The sequence below is a fragment of the Ancylobacter oerskovii genome, assembly GCF_018390555.1.
Classification (GTDB): domain Bacteria; phylum Pseudomonadota; class Alphaproteobacteria; order Rhizobiales; family Xanthobacteraceae; genus Ancylobacter; species Ancylobacter oerskovii.
In genome coordinates, this window is record NZ_JAHBGB010000023.1 from 151527 (window position 1) to 167284 (window position 15758).

The window sequence follows — 15758 nt, forward strand, 5'->3', positions numbered from 1 at the left end:
TCAACGGGCAGGCTTCGACACGTTCTTGTCTCGACACGCTCGCGCCTCGCCACGCTCGGCTCACTTGCCGGGAACCCAGCCGGGCCGGGCGGCGGCCTGCCTCACCCAGTCCGCCATCTGCGCCTCGTCGAAGCCCCCCTCGCCGATGTCGATCCAGCGCGTCTCCCCGCTGCGCGGCGTGCCGCCGGGGGGAAGCGGCTTCAGCTCCGTGCCGCGGAAGAACGTCACCTTGACCGCGCGGGTGAAGACGTGGACCGACAGGAACCAGCCCTGCCCCGTGACGCCGTAGAGCGGCGAGTTCCATTTCACCGCCTTGGCGACGCCGGGAACGGTGGCGACGATGAGTGCGTCGAGGCGCTCGCCGATGGCGCGTTTCCAGCCCGGCATCGCGGCGATGTAGTGCTGCACCGGGGCGTCGCCCTCGGCCTTGGCGATCTGCGGATTGCCGCCGGAGAGCAGGACGGGCGCCTTCGCCTTGTCTTGCGCTTCCGCCTCTTGGCCGGTGCCCGTCGCGGGGGTGGCCTTCATGCGCGTTTTCGCCGGTCGCTTGCCGGTCGTGGTCGGCTTTTGATACGACACGCTGCCCGCTCCTTCCCCGCCGCGCTGGCCCGGCGGGCTGCCCAGGATGTGCCCATGCCCGCTCTGACCCCCGCCGAACTGTTCGCCCGCCTCGCCGATCTCGGCATCGAGACCCGCACCGTCGAGCACCCGCCGGTATTCACCGTCGCGGAATCGCAGGCGGTGATCGAGGCGCTGCCCGGCGGCCACACCAAGAACCTGTTCCTGAAGGACAAGAAGGGCAACCTCTTCCTGGTCGTCATCGGGCAGGACGCGCCGGTCGATCTCAAGAGCCTGCACGGCCCGCTGGGTGCCGCCAGCCGCCTGTCCTTCGGCAGCGCCGAGCTCCTGGAAGAGGTGCTGGGCGTGAAGCCCGGCTCGGTCACCGCCTTCGCGCCGGTGAACGACACCGCCGGCCGGGTTAGGGTGATCATCGATGCCGAGCTGATGGATCACGCGCTCATCAACTGCCACCCGCTGGTCAACACCGCGACCACCAGCATCGCCCGCGACGATCTCGTCCGCTTCCTGCGGGCGACCGGCCACGAGCCGCAGGTCCTCGCGGTGCCGCGCCGCCGGGAGGCGCCGGCCGATGCCGATGCGGCGTCCGGCGTCGCCTGAGCGGTTGCAATCGCCGCCCGACGGACCATCTTACACACCGACCGACTACCGATCCCGCTCGAGGACACCCCATGCTGCTCAACCAGTCTGCCGCCCCGGCCGATAACGGCGCTCAGGCCGGCGACGACGTCGTCATCGACACCACCACCCGCAGCTTCATGAAGGATGTGGTGGAGGAATCGAAGCGCCGGCCGGTGCTGGTCGATTTCTGGGCGCCCTGGTGCGGCCCCTGCAAGCAGCTCACCCCGGTGATCGAGAAGGTGGTGCGCGGCGCCAAGGGCAAGGTGCGGCTCGCCAAGATGAACACCGACGAGCATCCCGCCGTCGCCCAGCAGCTCGGCATCCAGTCGCTGCCCACCGTCTACGCCTTCGTCAACGGCCAGCCGGTCGACGGCTTCATGGGCGCGCAGCCGGAATCGCAGGTGCAGGCGCTGGTCGACCGCCTCGTCGCCGCCGGCGGCGGCGGGCCGGACCTCGCCGAGATCCTCGCCAGCGCCGATGCCGCCCTCGCCGAGGGCGACGCCGCCGGCGCCACCGAACTCTATGCGCATGTATTGGCCGAGGAGCCGCAGAACGCGAAGGCGCTCGCCGGCATCGCCCGCGCGCATCTCGCGGCCGGCGACCTCGCCCAGGCCAAGGCGACGCTCGACCTGGTGCCGGAGGCCGGCGCCGGCGACGCCGCCGTCGCGGCGGTCCGCGCGGCCATCGAGCTGGAAGAGGCCGCCAGCGCGCTGGGCGACGTGAAGGAGCTGGCGGCGAAGGTCGAGGCCAACCCGTCGGACCACCAGGCCCGGTTCGACCTCGCCCTGGCGCTCAACGCCCGCGGCAAGCGCGAGGAGGCGATCGACGAGCTGCTCGCCATCGTGCGCAAGGACCGCAACTGGAACGACGACGGCGCCCGCAAGCAGCTGGTGCAGTTCTTCGAGGCCTGGGGCCCGACCGACGAGATGACGGTGCTCGGCCGCCGCCGCCTGTCCTCGATCCTGTTCGCGTGATCGCGCGGCCCTGCCTGCCGGTGCGAGTGACGGCCGATCCGCCGGATCGGCCTTTCGGAGGGTGAATGGCGATCAACCGCCCCTATGCCGGGCCCGCGGAGCTTCCCTCCACGGTGCCGCTGTTCCCGCTGGAAGGCGCGCTGCTGCTGCCGCGCTGCCAGCTGCCGCTCAACGTGTTCGAGCCGCGCTACCTCACCATGGTCGACGAGGTGCTGCGGGACGAGCGGATCATCGGCATCGTCCAGCCGGTGCCGGCGCTGGTCACCACCGCCAATCCCGCCCTGCAGGGCGTGGGCTGCCTCGGGCGCATCACCGAATTCGCCGAGAGCGGCGACGGGCGCTATCTCGTCACCCTGACCGGGGTCGCCCGTTTCCGGCTGGTCGAGGAAGTCGCGGCGACCACGCCCTATCGGCAGGCGCGGATCGGCTTTGCCGGCTTCGAGGACGATTTCACCCCCAATATCGGCGCCGAGGCGGTGGATCGCGGGCGGCTGCTGAAGACGCTGGCCGCCTATCTCGATGCCAACCGGCTGGAAGCCGATTGGGAAAGCATCAAGGACGCGCCGAACGAGGCGCTGGTCAATGCGCTCGCCATGATGTCGCCCTTCGGCGCGCGGGAGAAGCAGGCGCTGCTTGAGGCCTCGGATCTCGCCACCCGGGCGGAGATGCTGATCGCCGTCACCGAGATGGCGCTGGTCCGCGGGCCGGACGGCGACAACGAGACGCCGCTGCAATAGGCGGGGCTCCCCGGTCTCCCCTGCAATCGGCTTCTTTCCCTCTCCCCGCCCGAACTCGGCTGCGGCCGAGTTTGGTTCCGGCAAGGTCGAAACCGGAAACATCCGGTTTCGACGGAGAGGCGGCGGCCCGCGCAGCGGGTCGGTGAGGGAGACGGCATCGGGAAGCGAAGAAGAGCCTTCTCCCCGAAAGGGAAGCCGGGTGTTCCTGCGTCAACCGTTCCTGCGTCTATGCACGACCGATAGAGCTACGGCCGAGCGGACGCCGCCAACCCCCACATCGTCTTGCCCGGGCTCGTCCCGGGCATCCACGTCTTCGGCCCGGTGCATTTGTGAGACGGCGTGGATGGCCGGGACAAACCCGGCCATGACGTCGTTCTCGGGGAGCGGAGAGCCGTCCGGGAGCGGGCGTTCCCGCACCCGCCGTCACTCCGCCGCCAGAGGCGGTTTCGGCATGGTGTGCAGCGTCGCGGCCGGGGCGCCCGGTTCCTCCGGCTCGTCGCGCTCGCCGACAAAGCGGCCGAAGATGCGGGCGAGCAGGCGCCCGAGATCGTCCATCACCGTGAACACCGCCGGCACGAAGACCAGCGACAGCAGCGTCGAGGCCAGCAGCCCGCCGATCACCGCGATCGCCATCGGCGCGCGGAAATCCGAGCCCTCGCCGAGGCCCATGGCCGAGGGCACCATGCCCGCCGCCATGGCGATGGTGGTCATGATGATCGGCTGCGCGCGCTTGCGCCCGGCCTCCACCAGCGCGGTGGTGCGGTCATGCCCGGCCTTGACGGAATCGATGGCGAAGTCGACCAGCAGGATGGCGTTCTTGGTGACGATGCCCATCAGCATCAGGAAGCCGATCACCACCGGCAGCGTCATGGCGTTGTTGGTGAGCAGGAGCGCCACGAAGGCGCCGCCCACCGACAGCGGCAGCGCCACCAGGATGGTGATGGGCTGCAGGAGGTTGGCGAACAGCAGCACCAGCACCGCCAGCACCATCATGACGCCGGCGGACATGGCGGTGGCGAAGCCGCCGAACACCTCGGCCATGATCTCGGCGTCGCCGCTTTCCTTCAGCGTCACGCCAGCCGGCAGGTTCCTGGCGCCGGGCAGGGCGTAGACCTCGGCCAGCGCCTCGCCCAGCTCGGTGCCGGTGGAGAGGTCGGCCTCGATGGCGACGCGCCGGGCGCGGTCGTAGCGGTCGAGGCTGGTGGGGCCGGTGGCGAAGGAGATGTCGGCCACCGCGTCGAGCGGCACCGCGGCGCCGGCGGCGGTCCGCACCTTCAGCGTGCGGAAGGTGGCAAGGTCGGCGCGGGCGTTCTGGTCGAGCTGCACGCGGATCGGCACCTGCCGGTCGCCGGCGGAGAACTTGGCGAGGTTCTGCGAGATGTCGCCGATGGTGGCGATGCGCACCGTCTGGGCGATGTCGGCGACGGAGACGCCGAGCTGCGCCGCCTCCGCGAGGCGCGGCATCACCCGCAGCTCCGGCCGCTCCAGCGCCGCCGAGGTGACGACGTTGGTCAGGCCCTTCACGTCGGCGCGGATCTCGCGCTCCAGCTCCAGCGCCGCCTTCTCCACCACCGCCCCGTCGGAGCCGGAGAGGATGATGGTGAATTCGCGCCCGCCGGGGCCGGCGCCGCCGGAGGCACCGAAATTGAAGCGCAGGTCGGGAATGCGGGCGATCTCCCGCTGCATCCGCGCCTCGAACTGCTTCTGGGTGTCGCTCCGCTCGGCGCGGGGCTTGAGGTTGACGATCATCGTCGCCTTGCGCACCTCGCCGGCGGCGCTCACCGGGCCGACCGCCACGCCGCCGCCGCCGGTGGCGAACACGCTCGCCACTTCCGGCTGCTTCTCGAGCAGCGCGGTCACCTCGTTCACCACCCGGCGGGTGGAATCCAGCGTCGATCCCGGCGGCAGCTCCAGCGCCAGCACCGAGCGCGAGACGTCGGCATTGGGAATGAAGCCGGAGGGCAGCAGCGTCGAGAGCCACATCGAGCCGATGAACAGGAGGATGCCGGCCGCCACGGTGACGAAGCGGTGGCGCACGCTGGCGCGCAGCAGGTGCACATAGCCCCGCATCAGCGCGCTGTCGGGCGTCTCGCGATGGCCGTGGTCCTTCAGGAAATAGGCGGCCAGCATCGGGGTGAGCAGGCGGGCCACCAGCAGCGAGAACAGCACCGCCACCGCGACGGTGATGCCGAACTGGCGGAAATACTGCCCGGCGATGCCGCCCATGAAGCTCACCGGCGCGAACACCGCGACGATGGTCAGCGTGGTCGCCACCACGGCGAGGCCGATCTCGTCGGCGGCGTCGATGGCGGCGCGGTAGGCGGATTTGCCCATGCGCATGTGGCGCACGATGTTCTCGATCTCGACGATGGCGTCGTCGACCAGGATGCCGGTCACCAGCGTCACCGCCAGCAGGCTCACGCCGTTGAGCGAGAAGCCCAGCATGTCCATCACCCAGAAGGTGGGCAGGATGGAGAGCGGGATGGCGGTGGCGGAGATGATGGTTGCCCGCCAGTCGCGCAGGAACAGCAGCACCACGATGATGGCGAGCACCGCACCCTCGATCAGCGTGTGCATCGCCGATTCGTAGTCGGCCTGGGTGTAGCGCACCATCGAATCGATGAGGGTGATCCGCGCCTCGGGATGTGCCGCCTCCAGCTGGCGCAGCGCCTCCTCCACCCGGTCGGCGACGTCGACATCCGAGAAGCCCTTGGCGCGGTAGATGCCGAAGGCGACCACCGGCTTGCCGTCGAGCTGGGCGAAGATGCGCGGCTCGGCGGCGCCGTCGGTGACGGTGGCGAGGTCGGCGAGCCGGACCTGCCGGCCGCCCGGAAGCGCAATGCGGGTCTCGGCGAGGTCGGCGACGGTCAGCGCGCCGCCCAGCGTGCGGACGGACTGCTCCTGCGTGCCGATCTCGCCGCGGCCGCCGGCGAGGTCGACATTGGTGGCGACCAGCTGGCGGTTGACGTCGGCGGCGGTCACGCCGAGCGCGGCCAGCCGGTCGGGATTCATCGAGATGCGGATCTCGCGGTCGACGCCACCCTCGCGCTTCACCTGAGCCACGCCGCGCACGCCCTGCAAGGCGCGGATCACCGTGTCGTCGACGAACCAGGACAGCTCGTCCGGCGTCATCTGCGGCGCCGAGGCGGCATAGGTGACGATCGCCATGCCCTCGACGTCGACCCGGCGGATCAGCGGCTCCTCGATGTCCTGCGGCAGCTCGGAGCGGATGCCGGTCACCGCGTCGCGCACGTCGTTCACCGCGCGGTCGACCTGGGTCTCCAGCTGGAACTCCACCGTCGTCACCGAGGTGCCCTCGGTGATGGAGGAGGTGATGTGCTTCACCCCCTGGGTGCCGGCGATGGCGGTCTCGACGCGCTTGGTCACCTGGGTTTCGAGCTCGCTCGGCGCGGCGCCCGGCTGGGTGACGGTGACGGTGACGATCGGCACGTCGATGTTCGGCATGCGCGTCACCGGCAGCCGGTCGAAGGTGTAGAGGCCGAGCGCGGTCAGCACCACGAACAGCACGATCGAGGGGATCGGCGTGCGGATCGACCAGGCGGAGACGTTGAGCGCCATCAGACACCACCCTTGGCGGCGTTGGGGTTCCCTTGCAGCGGCACCGGGCTCACCCGGTCGCCGTCGCGCAGGAAGCCGGCGGCGCGGGCGACCACGCTGTCGCCCTCCTTCACGCCCTCGGCGATCTCGACGTAGCCCTCGCCCATCAGCCCGGTCTTCACCTCGCGCCGGCGCACCGTGTCGCCGTCGACCGCCAGCACGAAGGCGCCGTCCTTGTCGAACTGCACCGCGGAGAGCGGCAAGGCGAGGCCGGTGTGGCGGGCGAGCTCGATGTCGCCGCGCGCATAGGCGCCGGGGCGCAGCCGCGGGTCGTCCGGCAGCGCCACGGCGACGCGGGCGAGGCGGGTGGCCGGGTCGACATTGGCGCCGACGAGCCGCACCGTCGCGGCGAGCGGCGCGGTGAAGCCGGCCGGCGTCACCGCGACGGGCAGGCCGGGCTTCATGCGCGGCAGGGCGGATTCCGGCACCTCGGCGTCGAGGTCGATGGCGCCGTCCTTGACGATGCGGAACAGCGGCTCGGTATTGGCGGAGAGCACGATGGCGCCGATGCGCGCGGCGCGCGCCGAGACGATGCCGGCTTCCGGCGCCTTGATCTCGGTGCGGGCCAGCCGCACCTCGAGCTCGTCGCGATTGGCCTTGATCTGGGCGGCGTCGGCCTCGGCGGCGGTGACGGTCTCCTCGGCGGCGGTGACCTGCGCCGAGGCGACCCGCACCGCGCGCTCGCGCTGGTCGAGCACCTCCTGCGAGGTGGCGCCGGTCTTGATCAGGGTGCGGGCGCGCTCCACCGCGGCCTGCGCTTCGATATGCTGGGCGTTGGCCTGTTCCAGCGCCGCCTTCTGCTGGGCGATGGCGGCCTGCGCCTTGGCGGCGTTGGCGGTGTTCTGGGCGAGCAGCGCCTCCAGCGTGTCGCGCGACAGCCGGGCGAGCACCGCGCCCTTGGCCACGCGGTCGCCTTCCTCGACCAGGATCTCGGTGATGCGGTAGCCGTCGATCTCCGGCCCGACCATGATCTCCTCGCGGGCGGCCAGCGTGCCGGTCACCGGCAGGCGCTCCACCACCTCGCGCGGGGCCGCCGCCACCACGCTCACCGTGACGCCGCGGGCCTTTTCCGGCTCGGGAACGGTGGTCGCCTGCGCCGGCTCGGCGACGCCGAGCCGGAGGCCGAAGGGAATGCGGTCGCGCAGCGCATAGCCGCCGACCCCCACCACGAGGACGGTCATCGCGACGGCAAGCAGGATGCGCCGGCGGAAGGGGGAGGGAGGGAGCGTCATGTCGGGTCGACCGTGGCGGAAACGAAGGGGGCGGATCGGGCGGGGGCCAGCATGCGGGCGATGAGATCGCCGAAGCCGGGCATCATGGCGGCGAGCGGCAGCTCCGGCTGCAGGCGCCGGCGCAGCAGCAGCCCGTCGCCTATGGCGTCGATCAGCGTCATGGCGACGTCGGGATCGATGCCGGGGTCGATCTCGCCACGGGCCTGCCCGGCGAGGAAGGCGTCGCGGATGGCGAGGCTCATCTCCTCGTCCACCTCGTCGAACTTGACCTTGAGCTTGGGGTTGCGCGCGGCCTCGGCGGCGATTTCCGGCCCGAGATCGGCGCAGACCATCGGCATCTCGCCGGAGAACAGCGCCCGCCCCATGGCGGTGAGGCCGGCGGCGAAGCTCGGCGCGCCGTGCAGCATTTCCAGCATCTTCATGCGGGCGCTGCGCTCCTCCTCGACGATGGCGATGATGATCGCCTCCTTGGAGGGAAAGTAGCGATAGAGCCCGCCGGGGCTCATCCCCGCCTCGGCGCAGATCTCCTGCATCGAGGCGGCATGGAAGCCGGTGCGGGTGAAGCAGGCGATGGCGGCGTCGAGCACCCGCCGGCGCGGATCCGGCTTGCGGGCGCGGCCGACCGGCTTGGGTGCCGCTGGGCGATGTTCGGCTTCGGTGACGGCGACCATGGGCGATCCGTTGGAGGGCCGGCGACGAGTCGGCCTCGATGTAAGAGCGAACGTTCGTTCTCACGCTTGCCCAAGGACGGGAGAGAGTCAAGAACGAACGTTCGTTCGCATTTATTACCTTGCGTAAATTCGTGGCGGAAACGTGTCCGCCGCCGTCTAGCGCGTCGCCGCCAGCACCGGCTCGAAGGCCGCGACCACCTTCTCGTAGACCGGGCGCTTGAAGGGGATGATCAGCCCGGGCGTGCGGCCGAGGCGTTCCCAGCGCCAGTCGCCGAATTCCGGCTTGTGCTTGCCGCCGCCGGGGCGGTGCACGTCGATCTCGCTGTCCGGCCCGGTGAAGCGCAGCGCCACCCATTTCTGCATCTGGCCGCGATAGCGCCCCTTCCAGGCCTTGCGGGCGATCGGCTCCGGCAGGTCATAGGCGAACCAGTCGGGCGCGACGGCCAGCGGCTCCACCGAGCGGACATTGGTCTCCTCGTAGAGCTCGCGCAGCGCCGCCTCTTCCGGGCTCTCGCCCTCGTCGATGCCGCCCTGCGGCATCTGCCAGGCATGGGTGGCGTCGACCGGTTCGTTGCGGTCCTCGGCGCGGCGGCCGATGAACACCAGCCCGTCGCGATTGACGAGCACGACGCCGACGCAGGGGCGGTAGGGAAGCTGTTCGAACGGGGTCATCGCTGAAGCCGGGTCGGAGAAACGGGCGCGGCACCCTCGCCGCCCGCCCATCATAGGCCGGGGCGATGACGGAACGTAGGAGCGGATGGATTTATGCTTACCGGGCCGGAACGCCCCGCCGCCCCCGCCGGCCTCCGTGCCGCCCGCGCCGGGCATCGCGCCGCCGGCATTGACAGCCGCCGGTCGTCCGCCTTCCCTGCCGGGTGGGCAGGAGCGGAGACGGGCAATGGCTGCGGCGCTCAGTGGGGATTTTCCCGTGGGATTCGCGGAGGGGATGTTCACCGATCCTTCCCGCCCTCACTGGTCCGGCGAGGGTTCCCGGCCGGTCCGCTGGTCCGCCTGGTATCCGGCCGACGCCGGCCGGGTGGCGGCCGCCGATGACGGCCCGGCGTCCTCCGGCTTTCGCCGGTCGCCGCGCTATCGCGATGCCCCGCTGGCGGCGGGCGCGGCCCCGCTTCCGCTGGTGCTGCTCTCCCACGGCACCGGCGGCACGGTCGCCGGTCTCGAATGGCTGGCGCATCGGCTGGCGGCGCGGGGCTTCCTCGTCGCCGGGGTCGATCATCACGGCAACACCGCCCGCGAGGCCTATCGGCCGGAAGGTTTCCTGTGCTGGTGGGAGCGTGCCGGCGACCTCTCGCGGCTGGCCGACCATCTTCTGGCCGCCCCGCGCTTTGCGGGCCGCATCGACCCGGCCCGGCTTCACGCCGCCGGCTTCTCGCTCGGCGGCCATGCCGTGCTGGCGTTGCTCGGAGCGATCACCGAGGTGCCGCGCTTCCTCGCCTGGGCGGCGGGCGGGCCTTTCGAACGCGGCCCGCGCGAATTTCCCGATCTCGGCGGTCGCATCGCGCCGCTTCTGGCGGAAAGTGCGGTCTTTCGGGAGTCCTGGGAGCGCCAGTCGCGGGACTATCGCGATGCGCGCCTGCGCACGGCGCTGCTGATGGCGCCGGCGCCGACCGTGCGCGCCTTCACGCCGGAAAGCCTCGCCGCCATCCGCCTCCCGGTGGTCCTCGCCGTCGGCGGCGCGGATCGGGAGGCGCCGGCCGCGGAGTGCGCCGGCTGGCTGCACGAGGTGCTGCCGGCGAGCCGGCTGGTGTCGCTCGGCGCCGATGCCGGCCATTACGTGTTTCTCGGCGAATGCACGCCGCAGGCCCGTCGCGCCGAGCCGGACATTTGTCGCGATGCGCCCGGCGTCGACCGCGCGGGCGTCCATGCCGCCATGGCGGCGCTGGCGCTCGATCTGTTCGCAGAGGCAGGCGATTGACGGAGAGGGCCGGGCCGTTCAGCGCGCCACGGTCGGCGCGCCGCCGGGCGGCAGCACTTCCACCACCTCGCGCAGGCCGGTCGCCGCGTCCATCAGGGTGAAGGCGCCGGGGCCGGGGCCGTCATCGGCCGGCCAGCTCTGGCGGAGCGTCGGCATGTCGCCGGCGGCATTGCCCGGCTCGATGCCGCCGCTCAGCAGCGGCCCATCGACCCGCACCGTCGCTGGCGCCTCGCCGCGCAGCATCAGCCAGGCGGAGGTGACGGCGAGGATGCCCAGCCCCGCCAGGCCGAAGATCGTCACCGCGGCACGATTGAGGTCGCTGTCGCGGCCGAGGTCGCGGCCGAGCGGCTCCTCGACCTCGGTCAGGGTCTTCGGGGAAAAGGCCGGCGCGGCGGCCGGCGGCTGGCGAAGCGTCGTCATGCGGATTCTTGTCGAACCGGACCAAGGCAGCATCGCGGCAGCCCGATCGCCGCCAAGCGGAAAAAACGCTGCCCGATGCGATGTTTCACACCTGTTGCACAGAAGTCGCGCTGTCCCCCGCCGGCCTTTCCCGGCGTGGACGCGGCGGCCCTGCGAAACCGGGTACCCCGAATCGGAACCCCGCCTCGCGGCGGGGTCCGGTCGTGACGTTCAGTCCTGTCGCAGGACCAGAGGCTCGCAGGACCTCCTGCGGTAGAAGGCTCAGTTCGGCACCGCCGCCTTGGGATCGGCCGGATAGGCGGCGTTCTTCTGCACGCCGTGCATCAGGTCGACCGCCAGCTTCAGCTGGGTGTCGTCCTTCGGATCCGGCGGCACATAGGCCGGCGAGCCGGTCTTCTCATCGTCGCCGTTCTTCAGGTGGCCCTTCAGCGAAGCTTCGCCGCGGGTGGTCTCCACCCCGGCCGCTTCGGCCTTTTCCTTCACTTCCTGCGGCACGTCCTGGACGAGCTCGATGTCGGGCGAGATGCCCTTGGCCTGGATCGAGCGGCCGGACGGCGTGTAGTAGCGCGCGGTGGTCAGCTTGATCGCGGCGTTGCCGGAGACCGGGATCACCGTCTGCACCGAGCCCTTGCCGAAGGACAGCGAGCCGAGGATGGTGGCGCGCTTGTGGTCCTGCAGCGCGCCGGCGACGATCTCCGAGGCCGAGGCCGAGCCGCCGTTCACCAGCACGATCACCGGCTTGTTCTTGGCGAGGTCGCCGGGCCGCGCGTTGCGGCGCTCGATCTCGTCGGCGTTGCGGCCGCGGGTGGAGACGATCTCGCCGCGGTCGAGGAAGGTGTCGGACACCTCGATCGCCTGGTCGAGCAGACCGCCCGGGTTGTTGCGCAGGTCGATGATGAAGCCCTTGAGCTTGTCCTCGCCGATCTGCTTGGTCAGATCCTCCATCGCCTTCTTCAGGCCCTCGGCGGTGTTCTCGCTGAAGGAGGTGACGCGGATATAGGCGATGTCGTCGCCCTCGACGCGCGACCGCACCGACTTGATGTTGATGATGTCGCGGGTCAGCGTCAGCTCGAGCGGCTTGTCCTGGCCCTTGCGGATGATGGTCAGCTTGATCGGGGTGGCGACCGCGCCGCGCATCTTCTCGACCGCCTGGCTGAGCGTCATGCCCTTGACGTCTTCGTCGTCCAGCTTGGCGATCAGATCGCCGGCCTGCACGCCGGCCTTGGCGGCGGGGGTGTCGTCGATGGGCGCGACCACCTTCACCAGGCCGTCTTCCATCGTTACCTCGATGCCGAGCCCGCCGAACTGGCCGCGGGTCTGCACCTGCATGTCGCGGAAGTCCTTGGCGTCCATGTAGGTCGAGTGCGGGTCGAGCGAGGCGAGCATGCCGTTGATCGCCGCCTCGACCAGCTTGGCGTCGTCGGGCTTCTCGACATAATCGGCGCGCACGCGCTCGAACACGTCGCCGAACAGGTTCAGCTGGCGGTAGGTGTCGGAGGCCGCCGCCATCGCCGCGGCCGGTTCGAGCAGCAGGCGCGGCTGCGAAGCGCCCACGGCGACGATGGCGCCGACCGCCGCGCCCATCAGAAATACAGACGTCCTACGCATCATCCGCGTGCCTTCTCGCTCTCGCTCGTCACCCACCAGGGGGTCGGGTCAATCGACGTTCCGTCCTTGCGGAACTCGACATAGAGAATGGGTTGGGCGGTTCCAAGGCCGACCGAAGAGACCAGCTGGGGGCCGTCGCCCATCACCCCGACCGGTTCGCCGGACAATACGAACTGTCCCAACTCGACCGTTATCTTATCCATACCGGCCAGAAGAATATGGTATCCGCCGCCGGCATTGATGATCAATAGTTGTCCATAGGAGCGGAACGGGCCGGCATAGACCACCCAGCCGTCGCTCGGCGCCGCCACCTGCGCCTGCCGGCGGGTGCCGAAGGACATGCCCTTCTCGGCGCCGCCATAGCCGTCCTCGGTCCCGAAATTCTTCAGCACGCTGCCGCTCACCGGCAGCGGCAGCAGGCCCTTCGCCTCGGAAAACGCCACGCCCGGCGTCATCCGCCCGGGGTTGGAGAGCGCCGCCAGCCGCTGCGCCGATGTCTGATCCGGCTTGTTCGCCAAGGCCTTGGCCGCTTCCGCCGCCTTGCGGGCGGCGGCGATCTCGGTCTCCATGCGCTTGAGGAGATCGCGCACATTGCTCGCCTCGGCGGCGAAGGCGGCGGCGCGCTCGCGCTCGGCGGCCAGCGCGGTCTCGCCGGCCTCCTGCGAGCGCTGGCGCTCCTCGATCAGCGCGCTCGTGCGGCGGCGCTGCTCGCCCAGCGTCGCTTTCAATTCTGCGAGAGCGTCGCGTTCGGCGGCCACATCCTTGCGCACCCGCTCCTGGGCGGCGAGCTCGCTGGCGAGCAGCTCGGTCTCCGCCTTGAGCTCCGGCAGCACCGCGCCGAGCAGCATCGCCGAGCGCACCGATTGCAGCGCGTCGTCCGGGCGCACCAGCAGCGCCGGCGGCGGGTGGCTGCCGAGCCGGGCGAGGCCGCCCAGCACCTCGGCCATCTCGTCCCGGCGCGAATCGAGCGATTCGCGGATGTCCGCCTCCTCGCGCTCCAGCGAAACCAGCCGCTGCTCGCTGGCGTCGAGCTTGTCCTCCACCGCGCGCACCCTTGTGGCGGTGTCGATCAGCGCGGCGTTCAGCTTGGCGCGGTCGCCCTTGATCGCCTCGATCTCGTCGGCGAGCCGCGCCTGCTCGGCGGCGCTGCCCTTCATGTCGGTCTCGATCTGCTGCATGCGCTGCTTCTGCGCCTGCGCCCGGGCGGCAGGATCGCCGGCGGGCGGAGAGGCCGCGGGCGGTGCGGCTGCCGCCGGTGTCCGGGCGGGCGGGCCGGCGGCCGGGGCAGGCTCGGAGGCGGCGGGCTCCGAGGCGGCGGGCGCCGGCGGGGAGTCCCGGTCCGGCTGGCCGGCGCCGGTCGGCGTCGGCGCTTCCTGCGAAGTCTCGGCATCCTGCGCCGTCTCGACGGGAGCGAAGGAGCGCATCTGGCCGTCGAGGCCCTGTCCCTCCGCCCATGCCGGCCCGGGCGGTGTGCCGGCGGCGAGCGCAAGCGCCAGCGCCGCCGCCACGGAGGGACGGGCGCGCAGGCGCGGGGAGCGGGCGTGGACGGGTGCAGGCATCGGACGAGCAGAGCGGCAAGCTGGTTAACGCGCGCTTAACCGGGGGCGACCCTCTCCCCCCAATCCCCGTTCATCCCTTGTGATAGGGATGGCCGGCGAGGATGGTGGTCGCCCGGTAGAGCTGTTCGGCCAGCATCACACGAACCAGCTGATGCGGAAAGGTGGCACGGCCATAGGCGATCAGCTTCTCGGCGCGGGCCCGCACCGGCGGGCTCAGCCCGTCGGCCCCGCCGATCAGCAGGGCGAGCGTGCGGGTGCCGCGGTCGCGGCGGGCGGCCATGTCGTCCGCCAGTTCCTCGCTGGAAAGCTGCGTGCCGCGCGGGTCGAGGGCGATCATCTGCGCCCCCTCGGGCAAGGCGGCGAGCAGGGCGGCGCCCTCCTCCGCCATGCGGTCGTCCGGCCGGCGCGCGGCGCTCTCGCCGATCTCGACGATGTCGGGGCCGGAGAGGCCCAGCGCCCGCGCGCCCTTGAGGGTGCGGTCGACGTAGCGGGCGCAAAGTTCCCGCTCGGGCCCGGTCTTCAGCCGGCCCACCGCGACGATCAGAAGGCGCACCCGCTCAGCCGCGCGGGGCTTTGGTGGCGTCCGGGCGTCCGCCCGACCACATCTTCTCGATGTTGTAGAAGGACCTCACCTCGGGTTGGAAGAGGTGGACGATCACGTCGCTCGCATCGATCAGCACCCAGTCGGCGGCCGGCAGGCCTTCGATGCGGATGCCTTTCACGCCGAACGCCTTGAGCGCCTCGACGAGGTGCTCGGCGATCGCGCCGACGTGGCGCTGCGAACGGCCGGACGCCACCACCATGTGGTCGGCGATGGTGGTCTTGCCGCGCAGGTCGATGGAGGTGACGTCCTCCGCCTTGTCGTCGTCGAGACGGGCGAGAACGAGGGCCAGGATCTCGTCGGCGTCGTAACGCGCTTCGGAGACCGGAGCAGCGGCCGGGCTGGTGGGGGCGGCTGCGGAAAGCGCCATGCTGGACAGGGGGCCGGATCCTCTCATGTTGCACGTCGCGGGGGGAATTTTCCCACCGTCAATGCGTGCCTAGGATATCGTGAAACCACCCGTCTTTTCAAGCTTTGCCGCTCTTTTCGCCACGCGGCGCCGCAAAGCTGCGCAGCCGGAGCCTCACGCCGCGCCGCCCGAGGGGGTGGGTCAGGCCTCCGCCGCGGCGCCCGGGCGGGTTTCCGGCGGCGCGGCGCGCGAGCGCAGGGCGGTGGAGGACAGCGGCGATTTCAGCCCGTGCAGGAACACCCAGGCCGGCGGCGGCAGCCCGGCCAGCCGGCCCGCCCACCGCTCGTCGAGCCGCCAGCGCTCCAGCGCCCGCGCCGCCGGGGCGGCGGTGGCGTTGAGGCTCAGGCCCGGCCGGTCGATCACCGCGATGGGCACGAGGGCGGCGATGTCGCGCCAGCGCTGCCAGCGGTGGAAGCTGGCGAGGTTGTCGGCGCCCATCAGCCAGACGAAGCGCACGCCGGGGCGGCGGCGGACCAGCTCGGCCACGGTGTCGTGGCTGTAGCGGGTGCCGAGCCCGGCCTCCAGCCCGGTCGGCACCAGCGCCGGATGGTCGGCGACCCGGCGGGCGAGGGCCAGCCGCTCGGCGAGCGGCGGCAGGCCGTTATTGTCCTTCAGCGGGTTGCCGGGCGTCACCAGCCACCAGACCCGGTCGAGGCCGAGCTTCTTCAGTGCCAGCAGGCTGGCGGCGCGATGGGCGGCATGCGGCGGGTTGAACGAGCCGCCATAGAGGCCGATCCGCATGCCCGGCGCCGAGGGCGGGATGCGGAGCTCGGCGGGTGGAAGGCCCGGCGTCACG

General features: G+C 71.3%; 15 protein-coding genes. 4 read left to right on the top strand and 11 right to left on the bottom strand.

What is annotated here, in order from left to right; translation table 11 throughout:
- Positions 1-60 precede the first annotated feature (60 nt).
- Positions 61-528, bottom strand: a complete 468-nt coding sequence (locus tag KHC19_RS11380; protein WP_213352466.1) for a DUF1801 domain-containing protein — start codon at positions 526-528, stop codon at positions 61-63.
- Between the two features lie 105 nt (positions 529-633).
- Here KHC19_RS11380 and KHC19_RS11385 point away from each other — a divergent pair, with 105 nt between their 5' ends.
- The 3 genes from KHC19_RS11385 to KHC19_RS11395 all read left to right on the top strand — a co-directional run bounded on the left by KHC19_RS11385 (position 634) and on the right by KHC19_RS11395 (position 2911).
- The gene (locus KHC19_RS11385; protein ID WP_213352467.1) at positions 634-1179 is read left to right on the top strand and encodes a prolyl-tRNA synthetase associated domain-containing protein; all 546 of its coding nucleotides are present in this window, start codon (positions 634-636) and stop codon (positions 1177-1179) included.
- Positions 1180-1250: 71 nt separating this feature from the next.
- On the top strand, positions 1251-2174 hold the full coding sequence (gene trxA / locus KHC19_RS11390) for a thioredoxin (protein ID WP_213352468.1): 924 nt from the start codon (positions 1251-1253) through the stop codon (positions 2172-2174).
- Between the two features lie 65 nt (positions 2175-2239).
- Complete coding sequence (locus KHC19_RS11395) at positions 2240-2911, top strand: LON peptidase substrate-binding domain-containing protein (RefSeq protein ID WP_213352469.1); 672 nt, start codon at positions 2240-2242, stop codon at positions 2909-2911.
- A gap of 423 nt (positions 2912-3334) precedes the next feature.
- Here KHC19_RS11395 and KHC19_RS11400 read toward each other — a convergent pair whose 3' ends face one another.
- The 4 genes from KHC19_RS11400 to KHC19_RS11415 all read right to left on the bottom strand — a co-directional run bounded on the left by KHC19_RS11400 (position 3335) and on the right by KHC19_RS11415 (position 9104).
- Complete coding sequence (locus KHC19_RS11400; RefSeq protein WP_213352470.1) at positions 3335-6490, bottom strand: efflux RND transporter permease subunit; 3156 nt, start codon at positions 6488-6490, stop codon at positions 3335-3337.
- Positions 6490-7761, bottom strand: a complete 1272-nt coding sequence (locus KHC19_RS11405; protein ID WP_213352471.1) for an efflux RND transporter periplasmic adaptor subunit — start codon at positions 7759-7761, stop codon at positions 6490-6492. The genes KHC19_RS11400 and KHC19_RS11405 overlap by 1 nt, the downstream gene beginning before the upstream one ends.
- Positions 7758-8432 carry a TetR/AcrR family transcriptional regulator gene (locus tag KHC19_RS11410; protein WP_213352472.1) on the bottom strand — a complete coding sequence of 225 codons (675 nt, stop codon included), beginning with the start codon at positions 8430-8432 and terminating at the stop codon, positions 7758-7760. Before KHC19_RS11410 ends, KHC19_RS11405 begins: the two co-directional genes overlap by 4 nt.
- A 156-nt stretch (positions 8433-8588) precedes the next feature.
- Complete coding sequence (locus KHC19_RS11415; RefSeq protein WP_213352473.1) at positions 8589-9104, bottom strand: RNA pyrophosphohydrolase; 516 nt, start codon at positions 9102-9104, stop codon at positions 8589-8591.
- A gap of 256 nt (positions 9105-9360) precedes the next feature.
- Here KHC19_RS11415 and KHC19_RS11420 point away from each other — a divergent pair, with 256 nt between their 5' ends.
- Positions 9361-10365 (top strand): alpha/beta hydrolase family protein, encoded by a 1005-nt coding sequence (locus KHC19_RS11420; RefSeq protein WP_343207696.1) that lies wholly within the window; start codon positions 9361-9363, stop codon positions 10363-10365.
- 18 nt (positions 10366-10383) lie between these two features.
- Here the strand turns inward: KHC19_RS11420 and KHC19_RS11425 are convergent, their stop codons facing one another.
- From KHC19_RS11425 to KHC19_RS11450, 6 genes are all read right to left on the bottom strand, one after another.
- Complete coding sequence (locus tag KHC19_RS11425) at positions 10384-10785, bottom strand: hypothetical protein (RefSeq protein ID WP_213352475.1); 402 nt, start codon at positions 10783-10785, stop codon at positions 10384-10386.
- 261 nt (positions 10786-11046) lie between these two features.
- Entirely contained in the window at positions 11047-12396 is a 1350-nt protein-coding gene (locus tag KHC19_RS11430; RefSeq protein ID WP_213352476.1) for a S41 family peptidase, read from the bottom strand.
- Complete coding sequence (locus KHC19_RS11435) at positions 12393-13952, bottom strand: murein hydrolase activator EnvC family protein (protein WP_246548706.1); 1560 nt, start codon at positions 13950-13952, stop codon at positions 12393-12395. Before KHC19_RS11435 ends, KHC19_RS11430 begins: the two co-directional genes overlap by 4 nt.
- 70 nt (positions 13953-14022) lie before the next feature.
- A complete protein-coding gene (rlmH, locus tag KHC19_RS11440) occupies positions 14023-14505 on the bottom strand; it encodes a 23S rRNA (pseudouridine(1915)-N(3))-methyltransferase RlmH (protein ID WP_213352477.1) in 483 nt (160 codons plus the stop codon).
- Between the two features lie 4 nt (positions 14506-14509).
- Complete coding sequence (gene rsfS / locus KHC19_RS11445; protein ID WP_213352560.1) at positions 14510-14923, bottom strand: ribosome silencing factor; 414 nt, start codon at positions 14921-14923, stop codon at positions 14510-14512.
- 180 nt (positions 14924-15103) lie between these two features.
- Positions 15104-15703: a nicotinate-nucleotide adenylyltransferase gene (locus tag KHC19_RS11450; protein WP_246548753.1), complete on the bottom strand. Its 600-nt coding sequence runs from the start codon at positions 15701-15703 to the stop codon at positions 15104-15106.
- Positions 15704-15758 lie beyond the last annotated feature (55 nt).

Bases quoted from the DNA above. Each gene is read 5' to 3' on its own strand.
- trxA (WP_213352468.1), top strand. From the start codon at position 1,251: ATGCTGCTCAACCAGTCTGCCGCCCCGGCCGATAACGGCGCTCAGGCC.
- KHC19_RS11450 (WP_246548753.1), bottom strand. From the start codon at position 15,703: ATGCGGATCGGCCTCTATGGCGGCTCGTTCAACCCGCCGCATGCCGCC.
- KHC19_RS11435 (WP_246548706.1), bottom strand. From the start codon at position 13,952: ATGCCTGCACCCGTCCACGCCCGCTCCCCGCGCCTGCGCGCCCGTCCC.
- KHC19_RS11405 (WP_213352471.1), bottom strand. From the start codon at position 7,761: ATGACGCTCCCTCCCTCCCCCTTCCGCCGGCGCATCCTGCTTGCCGTC.
- KHC19_RS11410 (WP_213352472.1), bottom strand. From the start codon at position 8,432: ATGGTCGCCGTCACCGAAGCCGAACATCGCCCAGCGGCACCCAAGCCG.
- KHC19_RS11380 (WP_213352466.1), bottom strand. From the start codon at position 528: ATGAAGGCCACCCCCGCGACGGGCACCGGCCAAGAGGCGGAAGCGCAA.
- KHC19_RS11400 (WP_213352470.1), bottom strand. From the start codon at position 6,490: ATGGCGCTCAACGTCTCCGCCTGGTCGATCCGCACGCCGATCCCCTCG.
- KHC19_RS11425 (WP_213352475.1), bottom strand. From the start codon at position 10,785: ATGACGACGCTTCGCCAGCCGCCGGCCGCCGCGCCGGCCTTTTCCCCG.
- KHC19_RS11415 (WP_213352473.1), bottom strand. From the start codon at position 9,104: ATGACCCCGTTCGAACAGCTTCCCTACCGCCCCTGCGTCGGCGTCGTG.
- KHC19_RS11385 (WP_213352467.1), top strand. From the start codon at position 634: ATGCCCGCTCTGACCCCCGCCGAACTGTTCGCCCGCCTCGCCGATCTC.
- KHC19_RS11430 (WP_213352476.1), bottom strand. From the start codon at position 12,396: ATGATGCGTAGGACGTCTGTATTTCTGATGGGCGCGGCGGTCGGCGCC.
- KHC19_RS11395 (WP_213352469.1), top strand. From the start codon at position 2,240: ATGGCGATCAACCGCCCCTATGCCGGGCCCGCGGAGCTTCCCTCCACG.
- rsfS (WP_213352560.1), bottom strand. From the start codon at position 14,923: ATGGCGCTTTCCGCAGCCGCCCCCACCAGCCCGGCCGCTGCTCCGGTC.